Raw genomic sequence first — 18028 nt, forward strand, 5'->3', positions numbered from 1 at the left:
CCTTCCCGGCGACCGGCGTTATGACGGCAGGCATGGCTGGCGGCATGCCTGCAAGCCGCTGCGGCGCCATGCCGGCACGCTCATGGGCCTGGCCGGCCTGGTGGCGCTGTTTTCCCTGCTGTCGCCGGCCTTTCTGACGGGCGGCAACCTGCGCAACGTGCTGCTGCAGGTGTCCATCATCGCCATCGTGGCCTTCGGCATGACCTATGTGCTGCTGCTGGGCGAGATCGATCTCTCGGTGGGGTCGGTGGTCGCCCTGGCCGGCAGCGCGGCCGGCCTGATGCTGGGCCAGGGCCTGGCACCTGCCCTGGTGCTGCCCGCCGTGCTGCTGTGCGGCCTGCTGCTGGGCGCGGTCAACGGCTCGCTGTCGGCGCTGCTGCATCTGCCGTCCTTCATCGTGACGGTGGCGACCATGGGCATCTTCCGGGGGCTGGCCTATATCGTCTCGGGCGGCATGCCGGCGCCGGTGGACAGCGAAGCCTTTCTGTGGATCGGCAATGGCGAGCTGCTGGGCATGCCCGTGCCCATCTGGATACTGGCCGCGCTGCTGGCTGCCAACCACTTCGTGCTGTCGCGCACCGTGTTCGGCCGCAAGACCTATCTGGCAGGCGGCAATGCCGAGGCGGCCATCTATGCAGGCATACGCGTGGGGCAGCTGAAGATCGCCATCTTCATGCTGTCGGGGCTGATGGCGGCCGTGGGCGGCCTGCTGCTCACCTCCCGCCTGTACTCGGCCCAGCCCAACGCGGCCATGGGCTGGGAGCTGGACGCCATTGCCGCCGCCGTGCTGGGCGGCACGCGCCTGGCCGGAGGCCACGGCAGCGTTGCGGGCACCTTGATAGGGGCGCTGATGATCGGCGTCATCAACAACGGCATGAACCTGATGAGCGTGCCCTACTTCTATCAGCTCATCGTCAAGGGCAGCGTGATTCTGGTGGCCGTGTGCATCGATGTGCACAGCAGGCGCAGGCGCTGACGCATGGGCCGGCGGTGCAGCGAACGGCGCACGGGGTTTGATTCCAAAGGGAGGGAGAGCATGCAATCCATCATGACCATGGGCGAGATCCTCGTCGAAATCATGGCCGAGCGAAAAGGCCAGAGCTTTCGCGCGCCGGGGCCGCTGGCCGGGCCCTACGCCAGCGGGGCGCCCGCCATCTTCATCGACCAGGTCGCCCGGCTGGGGCATCCGGCTGCCATCATCGGCTGCGTGGGCGATGATGATTTTGGCTGGCTCAACATCGACCGCCTGCGCCGCGACGGCGTGGACACCAGCGCCATCGCCGTGTGCCAGAACGCCGTCACGGGCAGCGCCTTCGTCACCTACCGCGACAGCGGCGAGCGCGACTTCATCTTCAACATCACCAACAGCGCCTCGGCCCAGCTGCAGCCCGAGCAGGTCAACCAGGCCGTGCTCAAGGACTGCGCGCATTTCCACGTCATGGGCTCGTCGCTGTTCTCGTTTCGCATCATCGATGCCATGAAGAAGGCCATCGAAATCGTCAAGGCCCAGGGCGGCACCGTGTCCTTCGACCCGAACGTGCGCAAGGAGATGCTGCGCATTCCCGAAATGCGCGAAGCCCTGGCCTACATCCTGGAGTTCACCGACATCTTCCTGCCCAGCGGCCACGAGGTCACCCAGCTGGCCCGCTCGGCAGACGAGGCCGGCGCCATCGCCGAGATCTTTGCGCGCGGCGTGCGCGAAATCGTGGTCAAGCGCGGCGCCGACGGCTGCAGCTACTTCAGTGCCGACGAGCGCATCGACCTCGACGCCCTCCCCGTGGACGTGGCCGACCCCACGGGCGCGGGCGACTGCTTCGGTGCCACCTTCATCGCCTGCCGGCGCCTGGGCAAGACCGCGCTGCAATCGCTGCGCTACGCCAATGCGGCTGGCGCGCTGGCCGTCGCAAGCAAGGGGCCGATGGAGGGGACATCCGGCTTTGCGGGGCTCGACGCACTGCTGGCACAACAGCCGCAGCACCTGCGGCATGCGGTGATGGAGGGCTGAAACCATGCCCGCCCACCTCACCCACCCCACCCATCTCACCCACTTCACCCGCCTGGCGCAGTCACGCTCCGGGCAAACGCCAGCAGCCGCAGGCGATGCGCGCGCAACAGGCAGCGCACTCGGCATCTACTCCATCTGCTCGGCCCATCCCCTGGTCATCGAGGCCGCCATGCACCAGGCGCTGGACGACGGCACGCCCCTGCTGGTGGAAGCCACCGCCAACCAGGTCAACCAGTTCGGCGGCTACACCGGCATGCAGCCCGCCGACTTCCGCCGCTTCGTGCTGGCCATCGCCCACCGCGTCGGCCTGCCGCCCGACCGCGTGCTGCTGGGCGGCGACCACCTGGGCCCCACGGCGTGGACCGATCTTCCAGCCGCCGAGGCCATGGATCTGGCGCAGGACCTGGTGCACGCCTATGCGGCAGCCGGCTTCGTGAAGCTGCACCTGGACGCCAGCATGGCCTGCGCAGACGACCCCCAGGCGCTGGACGACGAAACCGTGGCCCGCCGCGCTGCCCTGCTCTGCCAGGCGGCCGAGCGCGGCAGCACCTGCCCGGCGCCCGGCCCCGTCTACGTGATCGGCACCGAAGTGCCCGTGCCCGGCGGCGCCGCGCATGCGCTGGAGCATGTGCAAGTCACTGCCCGCGCCGACGCCCAGCGCACGCTGCAGGTGCACCGCGACGTCTTCGCGCAACAGGGGCTGGACCCCGTCTGGCCGCGCATCATTGCCATGGTGGTCCAGCCCGGCGTGGAGTTCGATCACACGCGCGTGGTGGACTACGCGCCCGGCGAAGCGGCCGACCTCAAGCAGTTGCTGCGCCGGCACCCGCACCTGGTCTTCGAGGCCCACTCCACCGACTACCAGCGGCCCGAGGCCCTGCGCCAGCTGGTGCAGGACGGCTTTGCCATCCTCAAGGTCGGGCCCGGCGCCACTTTTGCGCTGCGCGAGGCGCTGTTCGCGCTGGCCGCCATCGAGGAGCAGCTCGTGGATGCACCCCAGCGCTCCCACCTGCCCGCCGTGCTGGAGTCGGCCATGCTGGGCCGCCCCGCCAACTGGGAGCGCTACTACCGCGGCGAGCAGCCCGATCCCGGCGCCCAAAGGCTGCTGCGCATCTACAGCTACAGCGACCGCATCCGCTACTACTGGGCCGACCCCACGGTGAACGCCGCCGTGGCGCGGCTGCTGGACAACCTGTCCGCCTGCACCCTGCCCGAGAACATGCTCAGCCAGTTCCTCCCAGCCCAATACCAGGCCGTGCGCGCCGGGCGGCTGGCACCCTCGCCCCACGCACTGGTGCTGGACCGCGTGCGCGAGGCGATACGGCCGTATGCGGCAGCCTGCAACGCGAGCCTCACAGCTGCCCCGCCTCCCCCCTGATCAAATCCCACACGCTTTGCGCCACGGGCGACAGTTCGCGTTGGCGGCGGCGCACCAGCATGATGTCGCGCTGCACGCGCGGCAGCAGGGGGCGGCTGGCAAGGGCGTCGGGGGCGGCGCCACTCGCGGGAATTCGCCATGCCTGCGGCACGGCCAGTTCCGGCACCACGCTCAGGCCCAGGCCCGCCTGGAGCATGCAGAAGATGGTGGTGGTGTGGCCGACTTCCTGCACCACGGCGGCCTCGGCGTCGTGGGCCTGCAGCGCGGCGTCGATCAGGCGGCGGCTGCCCGAGGCGTGGTCCAACAGTACCAGCGGCTGGCCGGCCAGGTCGCTCCAGGCCACCTGGCGCTTGCGGGCCAGCCGGTGCGTGGCCGGGCAGACCAGGCAAAAGGGCTCGCTGAGTATGGTTTCGCAGTACAGGTCATCGCGGCCCTGCGGGTCGATGACCACGCCGAAGTCCACCTCGCCGCTGCGCACGCTTTGCAGCACATCGCTCTGGATGCGGTCCAGCAGCAGCAGCTCGATGCCCGGCGCCTGCTCGCGGCAGCGCGCAATGCAGCGCGGCATCAGGTGGGCCGACAGCGTGGGGCTGCTGGCCACGCGCACCTTGCCCAGGCGCTGGGTGGCCAGGCCGCTGACTTCGAGCAGGCATTCATCCAGCGCGTCCAGCACGCGCGTGGCATGGCCCTGCAGCAGTCGGCCGGCGTCGGTCAGCTCCACCTCGCGCGTGGTGCGGTGCAAAAGCTGCACGCCCAGGGCCTGCTCCAGCTCAGTGACGTTGCGGCTGACGGCGGGCTGGGTGAGCGCCATCAGCTCGCCGGCGCGGCTGAAGTTGCGGCTTTCCGCCACGGCCAGGAAGGCGCGCAGCTGGCGCAGGCTGATATTCATACGGAAAAATTATAAAACCATCAGATAAATCCATTTCTCTTTTCAATGGCCGTGGCGTCCAATCGGGGCCTTGCAGCCTGGCTGCACGAACCGATAGTTAGTTGGAGAGAGTTTTCCCATGGCACGCCCCCGCTTCGCCCCTGACAATTTCACGCTGATGCTGCTGTCCACCGTGGCACTGGCCAGCTTCCTGCCCGCCTCGGGCACCGTCTCGCAATGGCTGGAGGTGGCGACCACGCTCATGGTCAGCCTGCTGTTCTTCCTGCACGGCGCCAAGCTCTCGCGCGAGGCCATCTTTGCCGGCATAGGCCACTGGCGCCTGCACCTGACCATCTTTGCCGCCACCTTCGTGCTCTTTCCCCTGCTGGGCTGGGCGCTGCGCCCCGTGCTGGAGCCCCTGGTCACGCCCGAGATGTACATGGGCGTGCTCTTTCTGTGCACGCTGCCGGCCACGGTGCAGTCGGCCATCGCCTTCACGGCCATGGCGCGCGGCAACATGCCCGCTGCCGTGTGCAGCGCATCGGCCTCCACGCTGATGGGCATCGTGATCACGCCCATCCTGGTCAGCATGCTGCTGCACAAGAGCGCCGAAGGGGGCGACGCGCTGCAGGCCATCGGCAAGATCGCGCTGCAGCTGCTGCTGCCCTTTGTGCTGGGCCATCTGCTGCGGCCCGTGATCGGCGGCTTCATCTCGCGCCATGCCAAGCGCGTGAAGTTCGTGGACCAGGGCTCCATCCTGCTGGTGGTGTACACGGCCTTCAGCGCCGCCGTCATCAGCGGCCTGTGGCAGCAGACGCCCCTGCCCGCGCTGCTGGGCCTGCTGCTGCTGTCGTCCATCCTGCTGGCCCTGGTGCTGGTCATCACGTCATGGACGGCGCGCCGCCTGGGCTTTTCCAAGGAGGACGAGATCACCCTAGTGTTCTGCGGCTCCAAGAAGAGCCTGGTCAGCGGCGTGCCCATGGCCAAGGTGCTGTTCGAGTCCAGCGCCGTGGGCGCCATCGTGCTGCCGCTGATGATCTTCCACCAGCTGCAGCTCATGGTCTGCGCCGTGCTGGCCCAGCGCTATGCACGCCGGCCCATGCATTCCGAGGTGATCGAGGATGGCGCCGTGCCCGCCAGCGCTGCGCCGGCCGCCAAGGCCGAAACGGCGCCGGCCAAATAAGGCGCGGGCGCGCTCCCATCACAAAAAAGCCTGGCTCTCGCGCCAGGCTTTTTTGCATCTCAGCCCTTCAGGGCCAGGTTGTTGAGCTTGTCCAGCCGTTCAGGCCAGCTTCCCTGCTGCGCCGACTGCAGCAGGATGCGCGTCCAGGCGATCCAGGCGTCCCACTGCACGCGCTTGTCCCAGGCATTGCCCCAGCCGCTGAAGCACTGCAGCGCGCTGGTGGCTGCGCGCGCGGCGTCGTCGGCGCGGCCGGCAGACAGGTAGAGCTGGGCCAGCACCATCTGCGGCTCGCCCACCCAGGGGTTCAGGCGCACGGCGCTTTCCAGCACGGCCGTGGCGGCGTCCAGGTCCACCAGCGGCTGGTCCAGCTGGATCACCGACCAGTACAGCGACACGGCAGCGGCCTCGTCGCCAGGCGACAGCTGCCGGCTGCAATGGTCGAACACCGGCGGCAGCGGCAGCTGGGCGCGCAGCGCCGGGTGCTGCAGCGCACGGCCCAGGTCGCTGATCTGGCTGAGCATGCGGCTGGCAGGCCGCATGGGGCCGGGCCACAGCGAGGCCGCCCAGTGCACGCCCTGCTGCCGCTGGTTCTGCACCTGCGGAAACTGCGAGTAGATGTCTTCCTGCCAGCTGAACCACTGCTCCATGGCATCGGCCATGCTCACGATGGTGAAGGCCGCCACCTCATGGGCGCTCAGGCGCTGGCTGCGGCCGGCGGATTCCAGCGCCATGGAGCCGTCTTCGGCCAGGTCGCCGGCCAGGATCTTCTGCATGAACTGCGTGCGGCTCATGGTGCAGAACAGGTAGACCAGGTGCTCGGCGCCCTCGCCCACCAGTTCGCGCAGGCGGCCGCGCTCGCTGCCCGCATCGAACTTGACCAGGTCCACGAAGGCGTTGCCATAGACGCTGTGCAGCAGGCCCAGCAGGCGCACGTCGCGCGGCTGGCGCCACAGCGCCAGCGAACGCGCCACGCCCGCCAGGTGGTGGCGGAAGGTGCCGGCCTTGTGCCAGTCCTGGCCCACGCCGCGCGCCAGCACCACGGGCAGCACGGGGGCGAGGTCGGCATCCCTGCGCAACCATTCCTCGTCGAGCAGGTCCTGGGCGCGCGTGAACAGCGCCTCGTCAAGTGTCTGGAACAGTGTCGGGACAGGCAGGCTCATGCAGGCACCTCCATGGCAGCGGCGGGCCGCTGGGTATATTGCGCCACCCAGCCCGCCGTATCGGCGAACAGGCGCAGCGCCTTGATGCGCCGCGTGGCGGTCAACGTGAAGCGGTGCTCCACGCCGGCCGGTATGCGCAGGTAGTCGCCGGGCTGCACGCGCAGCACGCGCTCTTGGCCGCCGGCATCGAAGAAGCCGAACAGGCCTTCGCCTTCGAGGATGTAGCGCACCTCGTCATCGGCATGGGTGTGGGGCTTGTCGAAGCGCTCCAGCGCCTCGTCCAGGCCCGGGATGCCTGGGTGCAGCACGACCAGGTCCATGCTGTGGTAGCCATGGGCCACGCATTCGTCGACCACCAGCATGCCCACGGCCTGGACCACGGTGGCCTTGCCGCCGTCATCCAGCTGGGCCTGCGCCAGCAGCGCGGCCAGGCCGGGCTCGGGCGCCAGCGGACGGTGCTGCCATTGCACGCCGATGGCGGCCACGAAGTCCGCGTCGGAAACCCGGTGGGATGCGAGGGCGCCCATGGTCTTACCAGGCCGCCGTGTAGGCGCCCTTGAACTGCGTGTCGATGAACTGGCGCACCTCGGGCGACTGGTAGGCCTTGACGAAGGCCTGCAGGCCCGCGTCCTTTTCATGGCCGGCGCGCGTGGCGATCAGCACGGTCACGTACGGCGTGTCCGTGGCTTCCAGCGCCAGCGAATCCTTTTGCGGCGACAGGCCTGCGGCCACGGCGTAGCTGCTGTTGACGGCGGCGGCGTCCAGGTCGTCCAGCGAGCGCGCCAGTTGGGCGGCCTCCAGTTCCACGAACCTCAGCTTCTTCGGATTGGCCGTGATGTCCAGCACCGAGGCACGGGCGCCCGCGCCGGTCTTCAGTTCGATCAGCTTTTGCGCGGCCAGCACCATCAGTGCGCGAGAGCCGTTGGTGGGGTCGTTGGGGATGCCCACGCGCGCACCGCTCTTGAGGTCGGCCAGGCTTTTGATCTTCTTGGAGTACACGCCCATCTGCTGGTTGACCGCACGGGCCACGGGCACGAGCTTGTAGCCGCGGTCCTTGTTCTGGGCGTCCATGAAGGGCTGGTGCTGGTAGATGTTGGCATCCAGCTCGCCCTGCGACAGCGCCGCATTGGGCTGGATGAAGTCGCCGAACTCGACCAGCTTCACCTTCAGGCCGTTCTTCTCGGCCACTTTCCTGGCCACCTCGGCGATCTGGGCATGCGGGCCCGAGGTCACGCCGATGGTGACCGAGCCGTCGGCCGCATGGGCCGGCAGTGCGACCAGCCCGGCAAGGGGCAGGACGGCGGCCAGAGCCAGCGATTGAAGCAATGCGCGCTTTTTCATGGAATCCCTCTTTCAGACAATCTCGCGGCAGCTTGCCGCCCCGGCCACGCCAGCCGCACCGGCCGCCGGGGTGTGTGGATCAGCGGTGGCTCAACCTGCGCACCGCCCAGTCGCCCAGGCTCTGGATGGCCTGCACGAAGAAGATCAGGATGATGACCACGGCCAGCATCACATCGGGCAAAAAGCGCTGGTAGCCGTAGCGGATGCCCAGGTCGCCCAGGCCGCCGCCGCCAATGGCGCCGGCCATGGCCGAGTAGCCGGTCAGGCTCACGAAGCTGATGGTCAGGCCTGCCACGATGCCGGGCAGCGCCTCGGGCAGCAGGATCTTCCAGACGATCTGGCCCGTGGTGGCGCCCATGGACTGGGCCGCTTCCACCAGGCCGTTGTCCACCTCGCGCAGCGCGGTCTCCACCAGGCGCGCCACGAAGGGGGCTGCCGCAATGGTCAGCGGCACCACGGCCGCCCAGGTGCCGATGGACGAGCCCGTGATCAGACGCGTCAGCGGGATGATGGCGACCAAAAGGATGATGAAGGGGGTGGAGCGCAGGGCATTGACGATCCAGCCCACGATCTTGTTGGCCGGGCCGTTCTGCAGCACGCCGCCGTGGTCGGTCAGGCGCAGGAACACACCCAGGGGAATGCCGATCAGGCCGCCCACCAAGCCCGAGACGCCGACCATGATGATGGTCTCCCACAGCGAGCTGACGAACAGCTCCAGCATCATTTCCGAAAAATTCTCAAACATCGCTCAATCCCTGGTGGAAACGATCTGCACCTGCACGCCCGTGGCGCGCAGATGGTCCACGGCGGCATCGATCTTTGCCGCGTCGCCGCTGGCGAAGACGGCCAGCGAGCCGAAGGTCTGCTCCTGGATCTCGTCGATCTGGCCATGCAGGATGGACAGGTCCAGCCCCAGCTCGCGGATCAGGTGCGACAGGATGGGCTGGTAGGCGCTCTCGCCCGCATACGACAGGCGCAGCAGCCGGCCTTGCTGGCCGGGCGCCAGCTGGGCGGCCAGCGCGTTCACGCGCACGGCCACCGACTCGGGCAGTTGCTGGGGAACGATCTCGTCGATCAGGCTGCGCGTGATGGCCTGCTGCGGGCGCGTGAACACGTCGATCACGGGACCCAGCTCGGCAATCTCGCCGCCGTCGATCACGGCCACGCGGTCGGCGATCTGCTTGATCACCTGCATCTGGTGCGTGATCAGCACCACGGTCAGGCCCAGTTCGCGGTTGACCTTGCGCAGCAGGTCCAGGATGGAGCGCGTGGTCTCGGGGTCCAGGGCCGAGGTGGCTTCGTCCGACAGCAGCACCTTGGGGTGGCTGGCCAGCGCGCGCGCAATGCCCACGCGCTGCTTTTGCCCGCCCGAGATCTGCGCCGGATAGCGGTCGCGCAGCGCGCTCAGGCCCACCAGGTCCAGCAGCGGGTCCACGCGCTTCTTGATGTCGTCCGCCGACATGCCCGCCAGCTCCAGCGGCAGCGCGGCGTTGTCGAACACCGTGCGCGAGGACAGCAGGTTGAAATGCTGGAACACCATGCCGATGTCGCGGCGCGCCGTGCGCAGCTCGGCATCGCTGAGCTGCATCAGGTCACGGCCGCCCACCAGCACCTGGCCGGAGGTCGGGCGGTTGAGCAGGTTCAGGCAGCGCACCAGCGAGCTTTTGCCCGCGCCGCTGCGGCCGATGATGCCGAACACCTCGCCCGACTCGATCTGCAGGTTGATGCCCCGCAAGGCATGGACGGGCCCGGTGGGGCCCTTGTAGGTCAGGGAAAGATCCCGAATCTCGATCATGAAAAAACGCCGCGGCGCAGGACGGCCTGGGGACGCCGCTGCGCATTGTTGGGAAGTGGGAGCAAATATAGGTTGCGCGTATAAAAACGCAAACTATAAAAAAATTAAGTAATAAGAAGCTCCGGTTATGCCCAGGACTTCACTACTTTCTGCACAACCCTCAACTATGCCTGAATGTGGACACTCCCTGGCCCTGCCGGGCTATGCGCGGCGCCACGGAGCACTGAGGCAAGGCCCTTCTTGCGGCGGCGTCTGATTGACAGTATGGCCGGCACGCTGCCGTCGCGGCCTGGCGGCCCTGGCCCGCTCCTGCTTTTGACGATGGCAAGCACCCTCCGCTGCCGCCGCGCTGACGCCAGAAGCAGCCTTTGCTGACAGGCCGCGCGGCATGCGCCCTCCTACAGTGGGCTCAACCCCACAGGAGAAGAGCGCCATGCGCCCAGAACAACACTCCGGCGCCGGCAGCCAGGCCGGCGCGGCTCCCTTGTCGCGGCGCGGCTTTCTGCAGGCCGCCAGCATCGCAGGCGTCAGCGTCTGGGTGGCGCCGCTGGCCAGCCAGGCCTATGCAGCCCTCTTTGAAGACCGCGTCCTGGGCAGCGTGGCCCGCGAGCCGGCCACCCAGTTGCCGCGCATGCGGCTCGATGGCCGCTCCAAGGTCATGGGCGCCAAGGTCTTCGCCCGCGACATCCGCGCCCGCGACATGCCGCACTGGCCCCAGCAGCAATCCCATGCCTTCATCGTGCGCACCACGCTGGCCGACCGGCTGTTCGACGGCATGGACCTGTCTTCCCTGGACGGCGAGCTGGCGCCCGACCGCGTGGTCACCGCCGAAGACCTGGCGCGCGACGGCCTGGCCTTTCCCGAGTTCTATGGCGAAGACATGCTGCTACCCGCAGGCAAGACCCCCGCCTACCTGGGCCAGGCCGTGGCCATCCTCATCTACCACGACTTCGCGCGCTTTCGCTTTGCCAAGGAAAGGCTGCAGGCCACGGCCGGCGTCATCCGCTACGGCCGCATCACGGGCGCGCTGGACCGTCCACCCTGGGGCGTGTTCCGCTATGTGCGCCAGGGCGGCGCCACGGCCTTTGACGACGACGTGTTCTCCAGCCTGCGCGATGCCCCGCTGTTCCCCGCCGAACGCAAGCCGCTGGTCTGGCCGCAGATCTCCAAGGCCGACGCGGTCACGGCACGCGGCCTGCGCGCGGCCGAGCAGATCGCCCAGGAACTGGCCACGCCGCCGGCCGACTGGCTGGTGCTGCAGCGCCACTACGCCACGCAATCGGTGGACACGGCCGCGCTGGAGCCCGACAACGCCAACTGCTGGTATGACGCGGCCACGCAAAGCCTGCACATGGTGCTGGCCACGCAGTCGCCGCACGAAGTGGCCGAATGGGCTGCGCAGATGGTGCAGGCCAGCAGGTTCCCGCTCAAGCGCCTTTTCGTGCACCCGTGCTACACGGTGGGCTACGGCTCCAAGGACCACGCGCCCATGCCCTACTACGGCCTGGTCTGCGCGCTTTATGCGGATGGCAAGCCCGTGCGCCTGGCCAATGACCGGTTCGAGCAGTTCCAGTCCTCGCTCAAGCGCCATGCCTTCGAGATCGACTACACCATGGCCATCGACAGAAAGACCGGCCTCTTCCAGAGCCTGGTGGCCAACATGACGGCCAATGGCGGCGGCCGGGCCAACTTCTCGCCCTCGGTCGCCATGGTGGGCGGCACGGCGGCGCAGTCCATCTACTACTTTCCCAAGAACGACATCACCGCCGTGGCCCTGGCCAGCCGCGCGCTGGACGCGGGCTCGGCACGCGGCTACGGCACGCTGCAGAGCATGGCGGCCACCGAAATGATGGTGGACGAAATCGCAGAACTGCTGCAGATCGACCCCATCGAGCTGCGCCTGCGCAACGTGCTGACCTCGGGCGCCAAGAACACCCAGGGCGCCATTGCCGCCGGCGCACTGCGCGCCGACGAGGTGCTGGAGCGCGCCCGCCGCCATCCGCTGTGGACCGAGCGCGCCAAGCGCAAGACCGCCTACGAGGCCAGCCACCCGGGCCAGCGCTACGGCGTGGGCTTTGCCTGCGTGCAAAAGGACTTCGGCACGGGCGGCGAGGCGGCCTTCGCCCGCATCGAGATATCGCCCCAGGGCCGCGTGCTGCTGCACCACTCGGGCACCGAGATCGGCACGGGCATGGGCACCTCGCAGGCCCAGCTGTGCGTGCAGTGGTTCGGCAAGCCCGCCGACGAGCTGCAGACCGCCTGCCTGGACTGGCCGGAGCTGCCGCTCAAGGCCGAGGGCGACAACTACACCATGCCCCAGGCCGACCAGGACCGCTTCGCCACCCGGCCGCTGTGGACGCCGGTCTACGCCTCGCCGGCCAGCGCCAGCAACTCGGCCTACTACTACAGCCACGCCACCAGCGAGACGGCGCGCGTAATCTTCGAGCACGGCCTGTGGCCGGCCGCCGTGGCCATCTGGAGCCAGGGCACGGGCGGCGGCCAGAAGGCGCCCTACGTGGTGCGCCGCGAGGACGCGCGCTGGGTCAACGGCATGCTCACGGCCAACGGCATGCAGCCGCTGTCCCTGCAGGCCCTGGCCCAGAAGGCCCATGCCATGCAGCTGGTCACGGGCGCCGTGGGCCATACCTTCAACCGCTGGCAATGGGCCGAGGCCGACTTCGACATCCTGGGCACCAGCGCGCGCCGGCCGCTGGACGCGCTGGCCGTGCGCCTGGGCAGCGCGCCCGATGCTGCCGCAGTCACGCCGGCCCCTGACACCAGCGACACGCCGCAGGCGGCCACGCCCGTCGAGGCCTCTGTCACCGCGCGGCGCAGCGCCGCCGGCTACCGCATGATTGCGCGGCGCAACCTGTTCTATCCGCCCATGCAGCGCAACAACGCGGGCGTCACCTACTACAGCGCCAATGCGGCCCTGGTCGAGCTGGCGGTGGACACGGGCACGGGCGCGGTCGAGCTGCTGGCCCACCACTCCATCATGGAATGCGGGCGGCCCATCGTGCCCGAGCTGGTGCACGGCCAGCTCGAAGGCGGCATCGCCATGGGCATAGGCCATGCGCTGTACGAAACCATGCCGCTGTACGAGGGCGGCCCCGGCGACGGCAACTGGAACTTCCACCGCTACCACCTGCCGCGCGGCAGCGAGGTGGCGGTCTGGAAGCAGACGGCCGAGCTGCTGGCACCTCTGTCGGACACCGATCCACCCAAGGGCATTGCCGAGGTGGTGATGATTCCCATCGTCGCCGCCATCGTCAACGGACTGCACCACGCCATAGGCAAGCGTTTCCATGACCTGCCCGTGACCCCGCAAAAGATCAGGGAGGCACTCGCACCATGAGCCTTGTCCCGCGCCCCTTGTCGCTGACCGTCAACGGCCAGAGCGTCGGCCCCATGGACGTGCCCGAAGGCATGCCCATGATCGACCTCCTGCACGAATACCTGAACCTCACCGGCTCGCGCCTGGGCTGCGGCATCGGCGAATGCCGGGCCTGCACCATCATCGTGGACGGGCCCGAGGGCAGCCGCGAAATGCGCACCTGCATCACCGGCGCCCACTACTTCCAGGGCCGCAAGGTCCGCACCATCGAAGGCATTGCCGACCCGGCCGGCGCGGACACCGCGCCCCTGCCCTCGCCCGGCGCCTCGGGCCAGCCGCGCAAGGTCATCGCCATCAGCCCCGTGCAGCAGAAGTACCTGGAGCATTTCAGCTTCCAGTGCGGCTACTGCACGCCGGGCTTCGTCATCGCCGCCACGGTGCTGGTCGAGCGCCTGGCCAAGGCACCCATCCGCGCGGCCGATGTGGAACAGGTCGTGGGCGAGGCGCTGCAGCCCCACCTGTGCCGCTGCACCGGCTATGTGCGCTACTACGCGGCCGTGAAGGACCTGGTCCTGAACACGCCCGGGCTGACCTTGAAAGGATGAGCGCCATGTCCGCCGCCGACCCCAGCGCAGCCGCCGCCGCGCCACCCGCAGACTACAGCGGTGCCCGCCCCCCGCCACCGCGCAGGCCCAGGCGCCGCTGGCGCGGGCTGCTGCTCGTCCTCCTGCTGCTGGCCGTGCTGTTTGCCATTGCCGCCGTCTGGGGCAACCGGCCCCATGTGCCGCAGCGCGAGCCGCAGGCCGTGCACCGCAGCCCCCAGCAGCTGGCCCAGGGCCTGTACCTGGCGCGCGCCGCCGACTGCATGGCCTGCCATGACGGGGTGGGTGGCATAGGTGGCGCCCGGGAAGGCCAGCCCTTTGCGGGCGGCAAGCCCCTGCCCACGCCCTTCGGCACCCTCTACGGCACCAACATCACCCCCGACCCCGACCAAGGCATAGGCCGCTGGACGGCCGAGGAATTCCACGCCGCCGTCACCCGCGGCACGGCGCCGGGCGGGCGCCAGCTCTACCCGGCCATGCCCTATGCCTCCTACCACCTGATGAGCCGCGAAGACTCGGACCTGATCTACGGCTACCTGATGAACATCCGGCCCGTGGCCCAGCCCAACACCAAGCCCGCCCTGCCCTTCCCCTTCAACCTTCGCGTGCTGATGTTCGGCTGGAAGACGCTGTTCCTGTCCAGCGCGCCGCTGCCCGTGGGCTCGCAGGGCCAGAGCCCGGCCTGGCTGCGCGGGCAGTACCTGGGCAATGTCATGGGCCACTGCGCCGAATGCCACACGCCGCGCGGCATGTTCGGCCAGATGCAGAAGGACCGCTGGCTGCAGGGCGGCACGCTGTCGCTGTTCACGGCCCCCGGCATCACCGCAGAAGCCCTGGCCGCACGCGGCTGGACGCGCGAGGGCATGGCCCAGTTCCTGCAGACGGGCTTCTCGGCCCACGGCAGCGCCTTCGATGAAATGCACGAGGTCATCGCCAACAGCACCCGGTACTTCACGGCCGAGGACATGACGGCGCTGTCCACCTTCCTGCTGGGCGACAACCCGCCCGCGCCCCAGCCCCTGCCGGCCGCCGTGTCCCCGGAGTCCGGCACCGGCAACAGCGGGGGCAATAGCGGGGGCAATAGCGCGGGCAATGGCACCGGCAACGGCGCGGGCACGCTGGACGCGGGCCGGGGCCACTACATGGCGCTGTGCGCCAGCTGCCACGGCAGCGAGGGCCTGGGCCGCAGCCTCACCATGCCCCCGCTCAAGGGCAACAGCACCGTGCGCCAGGCCGACGCCCGCAACCTGGTGCTGGCCATCCTCGTCGGCCTGCCCAAGCACCCGGCCACCCAGCAGGGCCCCACGCCCCTGCCCGGCATGCCCGGCTTCATGCAGGAGCTGACCGATGGCGAAGTCGCCGCCCTGGCCAACTACACCCGCACGGCCCTGGGCGGCCAGCCTGCCGATGTGACCGCAGCCCAGGTGGCCGACCTGCGCAGCGCAGCCGGAAAGTCAGGGCACAAGGCTGCGCCGTGAAACACCGGCTGTTCTACGGAGCCCAACCCGTATGCCCGCGCCTGCGGCGTGGCGGTTGCGGGGTTGCAAGCCTGCCGAAGGACGGGCTTGCTTCGTCATCTGACTCGCCGTGATGTTTGAGTGAAGCGCGCAGCGCGCAACGAGTTTCACGGCGAACCCCGCAACCGCCACGACGCAGGTTGCCCGCAGCGAAGCGAAGGGTCGCGGACATCCGGGTCGCCTTCTTTGATCTGACCTTTCTTGGCGAATCAAGAAAGGGCAGTCGGCCGCCGGGCCGAGACCCGGCCTCGAAAAACAACCACCCGGCAGGGGGAAATGAGCCCCCCTGCACTCGCTGACAAGCCGCGGTCACAGCCCCAAAACACAAGCCCATTGTTTCCACCACGGAACCAACCGCGTTCCACCACCCTCCTTTGCCAGCCGCCGCTGTCTCCCTAGAGTGAAAGCAAAAGGAGACAAGCATGTTCGAAGCCAATCTATTCCAGGGCCAGCGCGTCCTGATCACCGGGGGCGGCACGGGGCTGGGCCTGGCCATGGCGGCCAAGCTGGCGGAACTGGGTGCCGAGCTGCACCTGTGCGGCCGGCGGCATTCCGTGGTGCAGCAGGCCTGCGAGATGCTGAACAACGACACGGGCGCGCAGGCTTTTGCGCATGAACTCGACATTCGCCAGCCCGAGGCCGTGCACACCGTCATCGACCGCATCTGGGCCGAACACGGCCCGCTGACGAGCCTGGTCAACAACGCGGCCGGCAACTTCGTCAGCCGCACCGAGGACCTGAGCATCAACGGCTTCCATGCCATATCGGACATCGTCTTCCGGGGCACCTTCTACGTCACCCAGGCCGTGGGCCGCCGCTGGATCGCCGAAGGGCTGCCGGGCTCGGTGCTGTCCATCGTCGTCACCTGGGTGGACACGGGTTCGCCCTTCGTCGTGCCCTCGGCCATGTCCAAGGCCGGGCTGGACGCCATGACCAAATCGCTGGCCGTGGAATGGGGTCCCAAGCGCATACGGTTCAACGCGATTGCGCCGGGCGTGATTCCCACCCAGGGCGCCAGCCAGCGCCTGCGCCCCAGGATCGACGGCAACGAGGACTCGGCCGACCGCCGCCGCCTGGACAACCCCACGCGCCGCCTGGGCACGGGCGAGGACATCGGCAACATGGCCGCCTTCATCCTGGCCCCGGGCAACACCTGGCTCAACGGCCAGACCATCACGCTGGACGGCGGCGACGCCCTGGCCAACGGCGCCTACTTCACCGAATACCAGGCCTGGGACGATGCCGACTGGGCGCGCGCCCGGCAGATGGCCAAGGCCGCCAACCAGCCCAACGTCAACGATGGGGAGCAGGAGGCCACGCCCACATGAGCACCGCCGCCACGCCCCATTCCACCCTGGTCTTCGAACAGCGCACGCTGACCGGCGCCGCCCAGCAGCAGCGCGGCCGCCAGCTGGCCCAGGGCCTGCGCAGCCTGGGCCTGGCCGAAGGCGACGTGCTGGCCGTCTTCCTGCGCAACGGCATCGAATACGCCGACGTGGTCCATGCCTGCCGCATTGCGGGCATCTACTACTGTCCCATCAACTGGCATTTCACGGCCACGGAGATCGACTACATCCTGGCCGACAGCGGCGCCCGCGCCCTCATCACCAGCCAGGACCTGCTCGACGGCCTCAAGGGCGAACTCTATGCGGACCTGCCCCGGCGCGTCGCCCACGCACGCGAGCCGGAGCTGGACTACGAAACCTGGCTGGCCGCCCAGGCACCCTACGACGGCCCGCTGGTCGCGCCGCGCGGCCACATGGCCTATACATCGGGCACCACGGGCCGCCCCAAGGGCGTGCTGCGCAAGGCGTTTCCCGTGGAAGAATTGCCCCGGCGCCTGGCCGTGAACCAGGCGCTGATCGCCACCGCCTACGGCCTGCAGCCCGGCGCGCGCACCCTGCTGACCGCGCCCATCTACCACAGCGCGCCCAGCCTGTACTTCCAGAACGCGCTCATGCTCAGCGAGCTGGTGGTGCTGGAGCAGCGCTTTGACCCCGAGCGCTTCCTGCAGCTGGTGCAGGAGCACCGCATCGACACCGCCTACATGGTGCCCATCATGTACGTGCGCCTGCTCAGGCTGCCGCGCGAAGTGCGCGAGCGCTACGACATTTCCTCGCTGCGCTTCATTGCCTCCACCGGCTCGCCCTGCGCGCCCGAGGTCAAGAAGGCCATGATCGAGTGGATGGGGCCCATCATCAACGAGACCTATGCCTCCAGCGAATCGGGCCTGGTCACCTTCATCGGCTCGGCCGACGCCCTCACCCACCCGGGCAGCGCGGGCCTGCCGCTGCAGGACGCCGAAGTCCGCATCCTCGACAGGCAGGGCCAGGCGCTGCCCACGGGCGAGGTGGGCCTGATCTACGTGCGCCAGCCCGCCTATGCCGACTTCACCTACAAGGGCAACGAAGAGGCCCGCCGCAAGATGGACCAGGGCGGCCTGATCACCCTGGGCGACATGGGCTACCTGGACGAGGAAGGCTTTCTCTACGTCTGCGACCGCGACTCGGACATGGTGATCTCCGGCGGCGTGAACATCTACCCGGCCGAGATAGAGAACGAGCTGCTCAGGCACCCCGGCATAGCAGACTGCGCCGTCATCGGCGTGCCCGATGCCGAGTACGGCGAACGGCTGCTGGCCCTGGTCGAGCCCGGCCAGTCAGGCACACTGCCCGAGGCCGAACTGAAAGAATGGCTGCGCGGCCGGCTGGCGGCCTACAAGCTGCCGCGCAGCTTCGTCTTCCAGCGCCTGCCCCGCGACGACAACGGAAAGATCGCCAAAAGAAAGCTGCGCGACGCCCACTGGGGCGCGACGCAGCGCAAGATCTGAACCCGCCAACACCGA

The 18028-nt window shown here is 68.8% G+C and carries 15 protein-coding genes; 9 read left to right on the plus strand and 6 right to left on the minus strand.

Going from position 1 to position 18028, the window contains the following annotated elements; genetic code table 11:
- Window positions 1–82: 82 nt before the first annotated feature.
- The 3 genes from ACRSCF_RS16905 to ACRSCF_RS16915 are packed head-to-tail and all read left to right on the plus strand — an operon-like array spanning window position 83 to window position 3383.
- Window positions 83–976, plus strand: coding sequence for an ABC transporter permease (locus tag ACRSCF_RS16905; RefSeq protein ID WP_411165111.1), 894 nt, complete (start codon window positions 83–85; stop codon window positions 974–976).
- Window positions 977–1036: 60 nt separating this feature from the next.
- The gene (locus ACRSCF_RS16910; RefSeq protein ID WP_034368335.1) at window positions 1037–2005 is read left to right on the plus strand and encodes a tagatose kinase; all 969 of its coding nucleotides are present in this window, start codon (window positions 1037–1039) and stop codon (window positions 2003–2005) included.
- A 4-nt stretch (window positions 2006–2009) separates the two neighbouring features.
- Window positions 2010–3383 carry a D-tagatose-bisphosphate aldolase, class II, non-catalytic subunit gene (locus tag ACRSCF_RS16915; protein WP_034368331.1) on the plus strand — a complete coding sequence of 458 codons (1374 nt, stop codon included), beginning with the start codon at window positions 2010–2012 and terminating at the stop codon, window positions 3381–3383.
- Here ACRSCF_RS16915 and ACRSCF_RS16920 read toward each other — a convergent pair.
- Window positions 3358–4272, minus strand: a complete 915-nt coding sequence (locus ACRSCF_RS16920) for a LysR family transcriptional regulator (protein WP_016448084.1) — start codon at window positions 4270–4272, stop codon at window positions 3358–3360. The genes ACRSCF_RS16915 and ACRSCF_RS16920 overlap by 26 nt on opposite strands.
- Before the next feature lie 118 nt (window positions 4273–4390).
- Here ACRSCF_RS16920 and ACRSCF_RS16925 point away from each other — a divergent pair, with 118 nt between their 5' ends.
- A complete protein-coding gene (locus tag ACRSCF_RS16925) occupies window positions 4391–5434 on the plus strand; it encodes a bile acid:sodium symporter family protein (RefSeq protein WP_034368328.1) in 1044 nt (347 codons plus the stop codon).
- A 59-nt stretch (window positions 5435–5493) separates the two neighbouring features.
- Here the strand turns inward: ACRSCF_RS16925 and ACRSCF_RS16930 are convergent, their stop codons facing one another.
- The 5 genes from ACRSCF_RS16930 to ACRSCF_RS16950 all read right to left on the minus strand — a co-directional run bounded on the left by ACRSCF_RS16930 (window position 5494) and on the right by ACRSCF_RS16950 (window position 9730).
- Window positions 5494–6594 (minus strand): DUF6817 domain-containing protein, encoded by a 1101-nt coding sequence (locus tag ACRSCF_RS16930; RefSeq protein ID WP_043791303.1) that lies wholly within the window; start codon window positions 6592–6594, stop codon window positions 5494–5496.
- Window positions 6591–7121, minus strand: coding sequence for a cupin domain-containing protein (locus ACRSCF_RS16935; protein ID WP_034368326.1), 531 nt, complete (start codon window positions 7119–7121; stop codon window positions 6591–6593). The genes ACRSCF_RS16930 and ACRSCF_RS16935 overlap by 4 nt, the downstream gene beginning before the upstream one ends.
- A gap of 4 nt (window positions 7122–7125) precedes the next feature.
- Window positions 7126–7935 (minus strand): MetQ/NlpA family ABC transporter substrate-binding protein, encoded by an 810-nt coding sequence (locus tag ACRSCF_RS16940; RefSeq protein WP_034368322.1) that lies wholly within the window; start codon window positions 7933–7935, stop codon window positions 7126–7128.
- A gap of 79 nt (window positions 7936–8014) precedes the next feature.
- Complete coding sequence (locus ACRSCF_RS16945) at window positions 8015–8680, minus strand: methionine ABC transporter permease (protein ID WP_012205011.1); 666 nt, start codon at window positions 8678–8680, stop codon at window positions 8015–8017.
- A gap of 3 nt (window positions 8681–8683) precedes the next feature.
- A complete protein-coding gene (locus ACRSCF_RS16950) occupies window positions 8684–9730 on the minus strand; it encodes a methionine ABC transporter ATP-binding protein (protein WP_016448088.1) in 1047 nt (348 codons plus the stop codon).
- 433 nt (window positions 9731–10163) lie between these two features.
- On the opposite strand from ACRSCF_RS16950, the gene ACRSCF_RS16955 reads away from it, so the two are divergent.
- From ACRSCF_RS16955 to ACRSCF_RS16975, 5 genes are all read left to right on the plus strand, one after another.
- Window positions 10164–13085 carry a xanthine dehydrogenase family protein molybdopterin-binding subunit gene (locus tag ACRSCF_RS16955; protein WP_244386190.1) on the plus strand — a complete coding sequence of 974 codons (2922 nt, stop codon included), beginning with the start codon at window positions 10164–10166 and terminating at the stop codon, window positions 13083–13085.
- Window positions 13082–13669: a (2Fe-2S)-binding protein gene (locus ACRSCF_RS16960; RefSeq protein WP_432675066.1), complete on the plus strand. Its 588-nt coding sequence runs from the start codon at window positions 13082–13084 to the stop codon at window positions 13667–13669. The genes ACRSCF_RS16955 and ACRSCF_RS16960 overlap by 4 nt, the downstream gene beginning before the upstream one ends.
- 5 nt (window positions 13670–13674) lie before the next feature.
- Window positions 13675–15144, plus strand: coding sequence for a c-type cytochrome (locus tag ACRSCF_RS16965; protein ID WP_244386191.1), 1470 nt, complete (start codon window positions 13675–13677; stop codon window positions 15142–15144).
- A gap of 461 nt (window positions 15145–15605) precedes the next feature.
- Window positions 15606–16511: an SDR family oxidoreductase gene (locus ACRSCF_RS16970; RefSeq protein ID WP_016448092.1), complete on the plus strand. Its 906-nt coding sequence runs from the start codon at window positions 15606–15608 to the stop codon at window positions 16509–16511.
- On the plus strand, window positions 16508–18013 hold the full coding sequence (locus tag ACRSCF_RS16975) for an acyl-CoA synthetase (protein WP_034369225.1): 1506 nt from the start codon (window positions 16508–16510) through the stop codon (window positions 18011–18013). Before ACRSCF_RS16970 ends, ACRSCF_RS16975 begins: the two co-directional genes overlap by 4 nt.
- Window positions 18014–18028: the final 15 nt, after the last annotated feature.

The organism is Delftia sp. 11MD (genome assembly GCF_050907895.1).
Classification (GTDB): Bacteria; Pseudomonadota; Gammaproteobacteria; order Burkholderiales; family Burkholderiaceae_C; genus Comamonas; species Comamonas tsuruhatensis.

Coding starts and splice junctions, on each gene's coding strand:
- ACRSCF_RS16905 (WP_411165111.1), top strand. CDS start 83: ATGGGCCTGGCCGGCCTGGTGGCGCTGTTTTCCCTGCTGTCGCCGGCC.
- ACRSCF_RS16910 (WP_034368335.1), top strand. CDS start 1,037: ATGCAATCCATCATGACCATGGGCGAGATCCTCGTCGAAATCATGGCC.
- ACRSCF_RS16915 (WP_034368331.1), top strand. CDS start 2,010: ATGCCCGCCCACCTCACCCACCCCACCCATCTCACCCACTTCACCCGC.
- ACRSCF_RS16920 (WP_016448084.1), bottom strand. CDS start 4,272: ATGAATATCAGCCTGCGCCAGCTGCGCGCCTTCCTGGCCGTGGCGGAA.
- ACRSCF_RS16925 (WP_034368328.1), top strand. CDS start 4,391: ATGGCACGCCCCCGCTTCGCCCCTGACAATTTCACGCTGATGCTGCTG.
- ACRSCF_RS16930 (WP_043791303.1), bottom strand. CDS start 6,594: ATGAGCCTGCCTGTCCCGACACTGTTCCAGACACTTGACGAGGCGCTG.
- ACRSCF_RS16935 (WP_034368326.1), bottom strand. CDS start 7,121: ATGGGCGCCCTCGCATCCCACCGGGTTTCCGACGCGGACTTCGTGGCC.
- ACRSCF_RS16940 (WP_034368322.1), bottom strand. CDS start 7,935: ATGAAAAAGCGCGCATTGCTTCAATCGCTGGCTCTGGCCGCCGTCCTG.
- ACRSCF_RS16945 (WP_012205011.1), bottom strand. CDS start 8,680: ATGTTTGAGAATTTTTCGGAAATGATGCTGGAGCTGTTCGTCAGCTCG.
- ACRSCF_RS16950 (WP_016448088.1), bottom strand. CDS start 9,730: ATGATCGAGATTCGGGATCTTTCCCTGACCTACAAGGGCCCCACCGGG.
- ACRSCF_RS16955 (WP_244386190.1), top strand. CDS start 10,164: ATGCGCCCAGAACAACACTCCGGCGCCGGCAGCCAGGCCGGCGCGGCT.
- ACRSCF_RS16960 (WP_432675066.1), top strand. CDS start 13,082: ATGAGCCTTGTCCCGCGCCCCTTGTCGCTGACCGTCAACGGCCAGAGC.
- ACRSCF_RS16965 (WP_244386191.1), top strand. CDS start 13,675: ATGTCCGCCGCCGACCCCAGCGCAGCCGCCGCCGCGCCACCCGCAGAC.
- ACRSCF_RS16970 (WP_016448092.1), top strand. CDS start 15,606: ATGTTCGAAGCCAATCTATTCCAGGGCCAGCGCGTCCTGATCACCGGG.
- ACRSCF_RS16975 (WP_034369225.1), top strand. CDS start 16,508: ATGAGCACCGCCGCCACGCCCCATTCCACCCTGGTCTTCGAACAGCGC.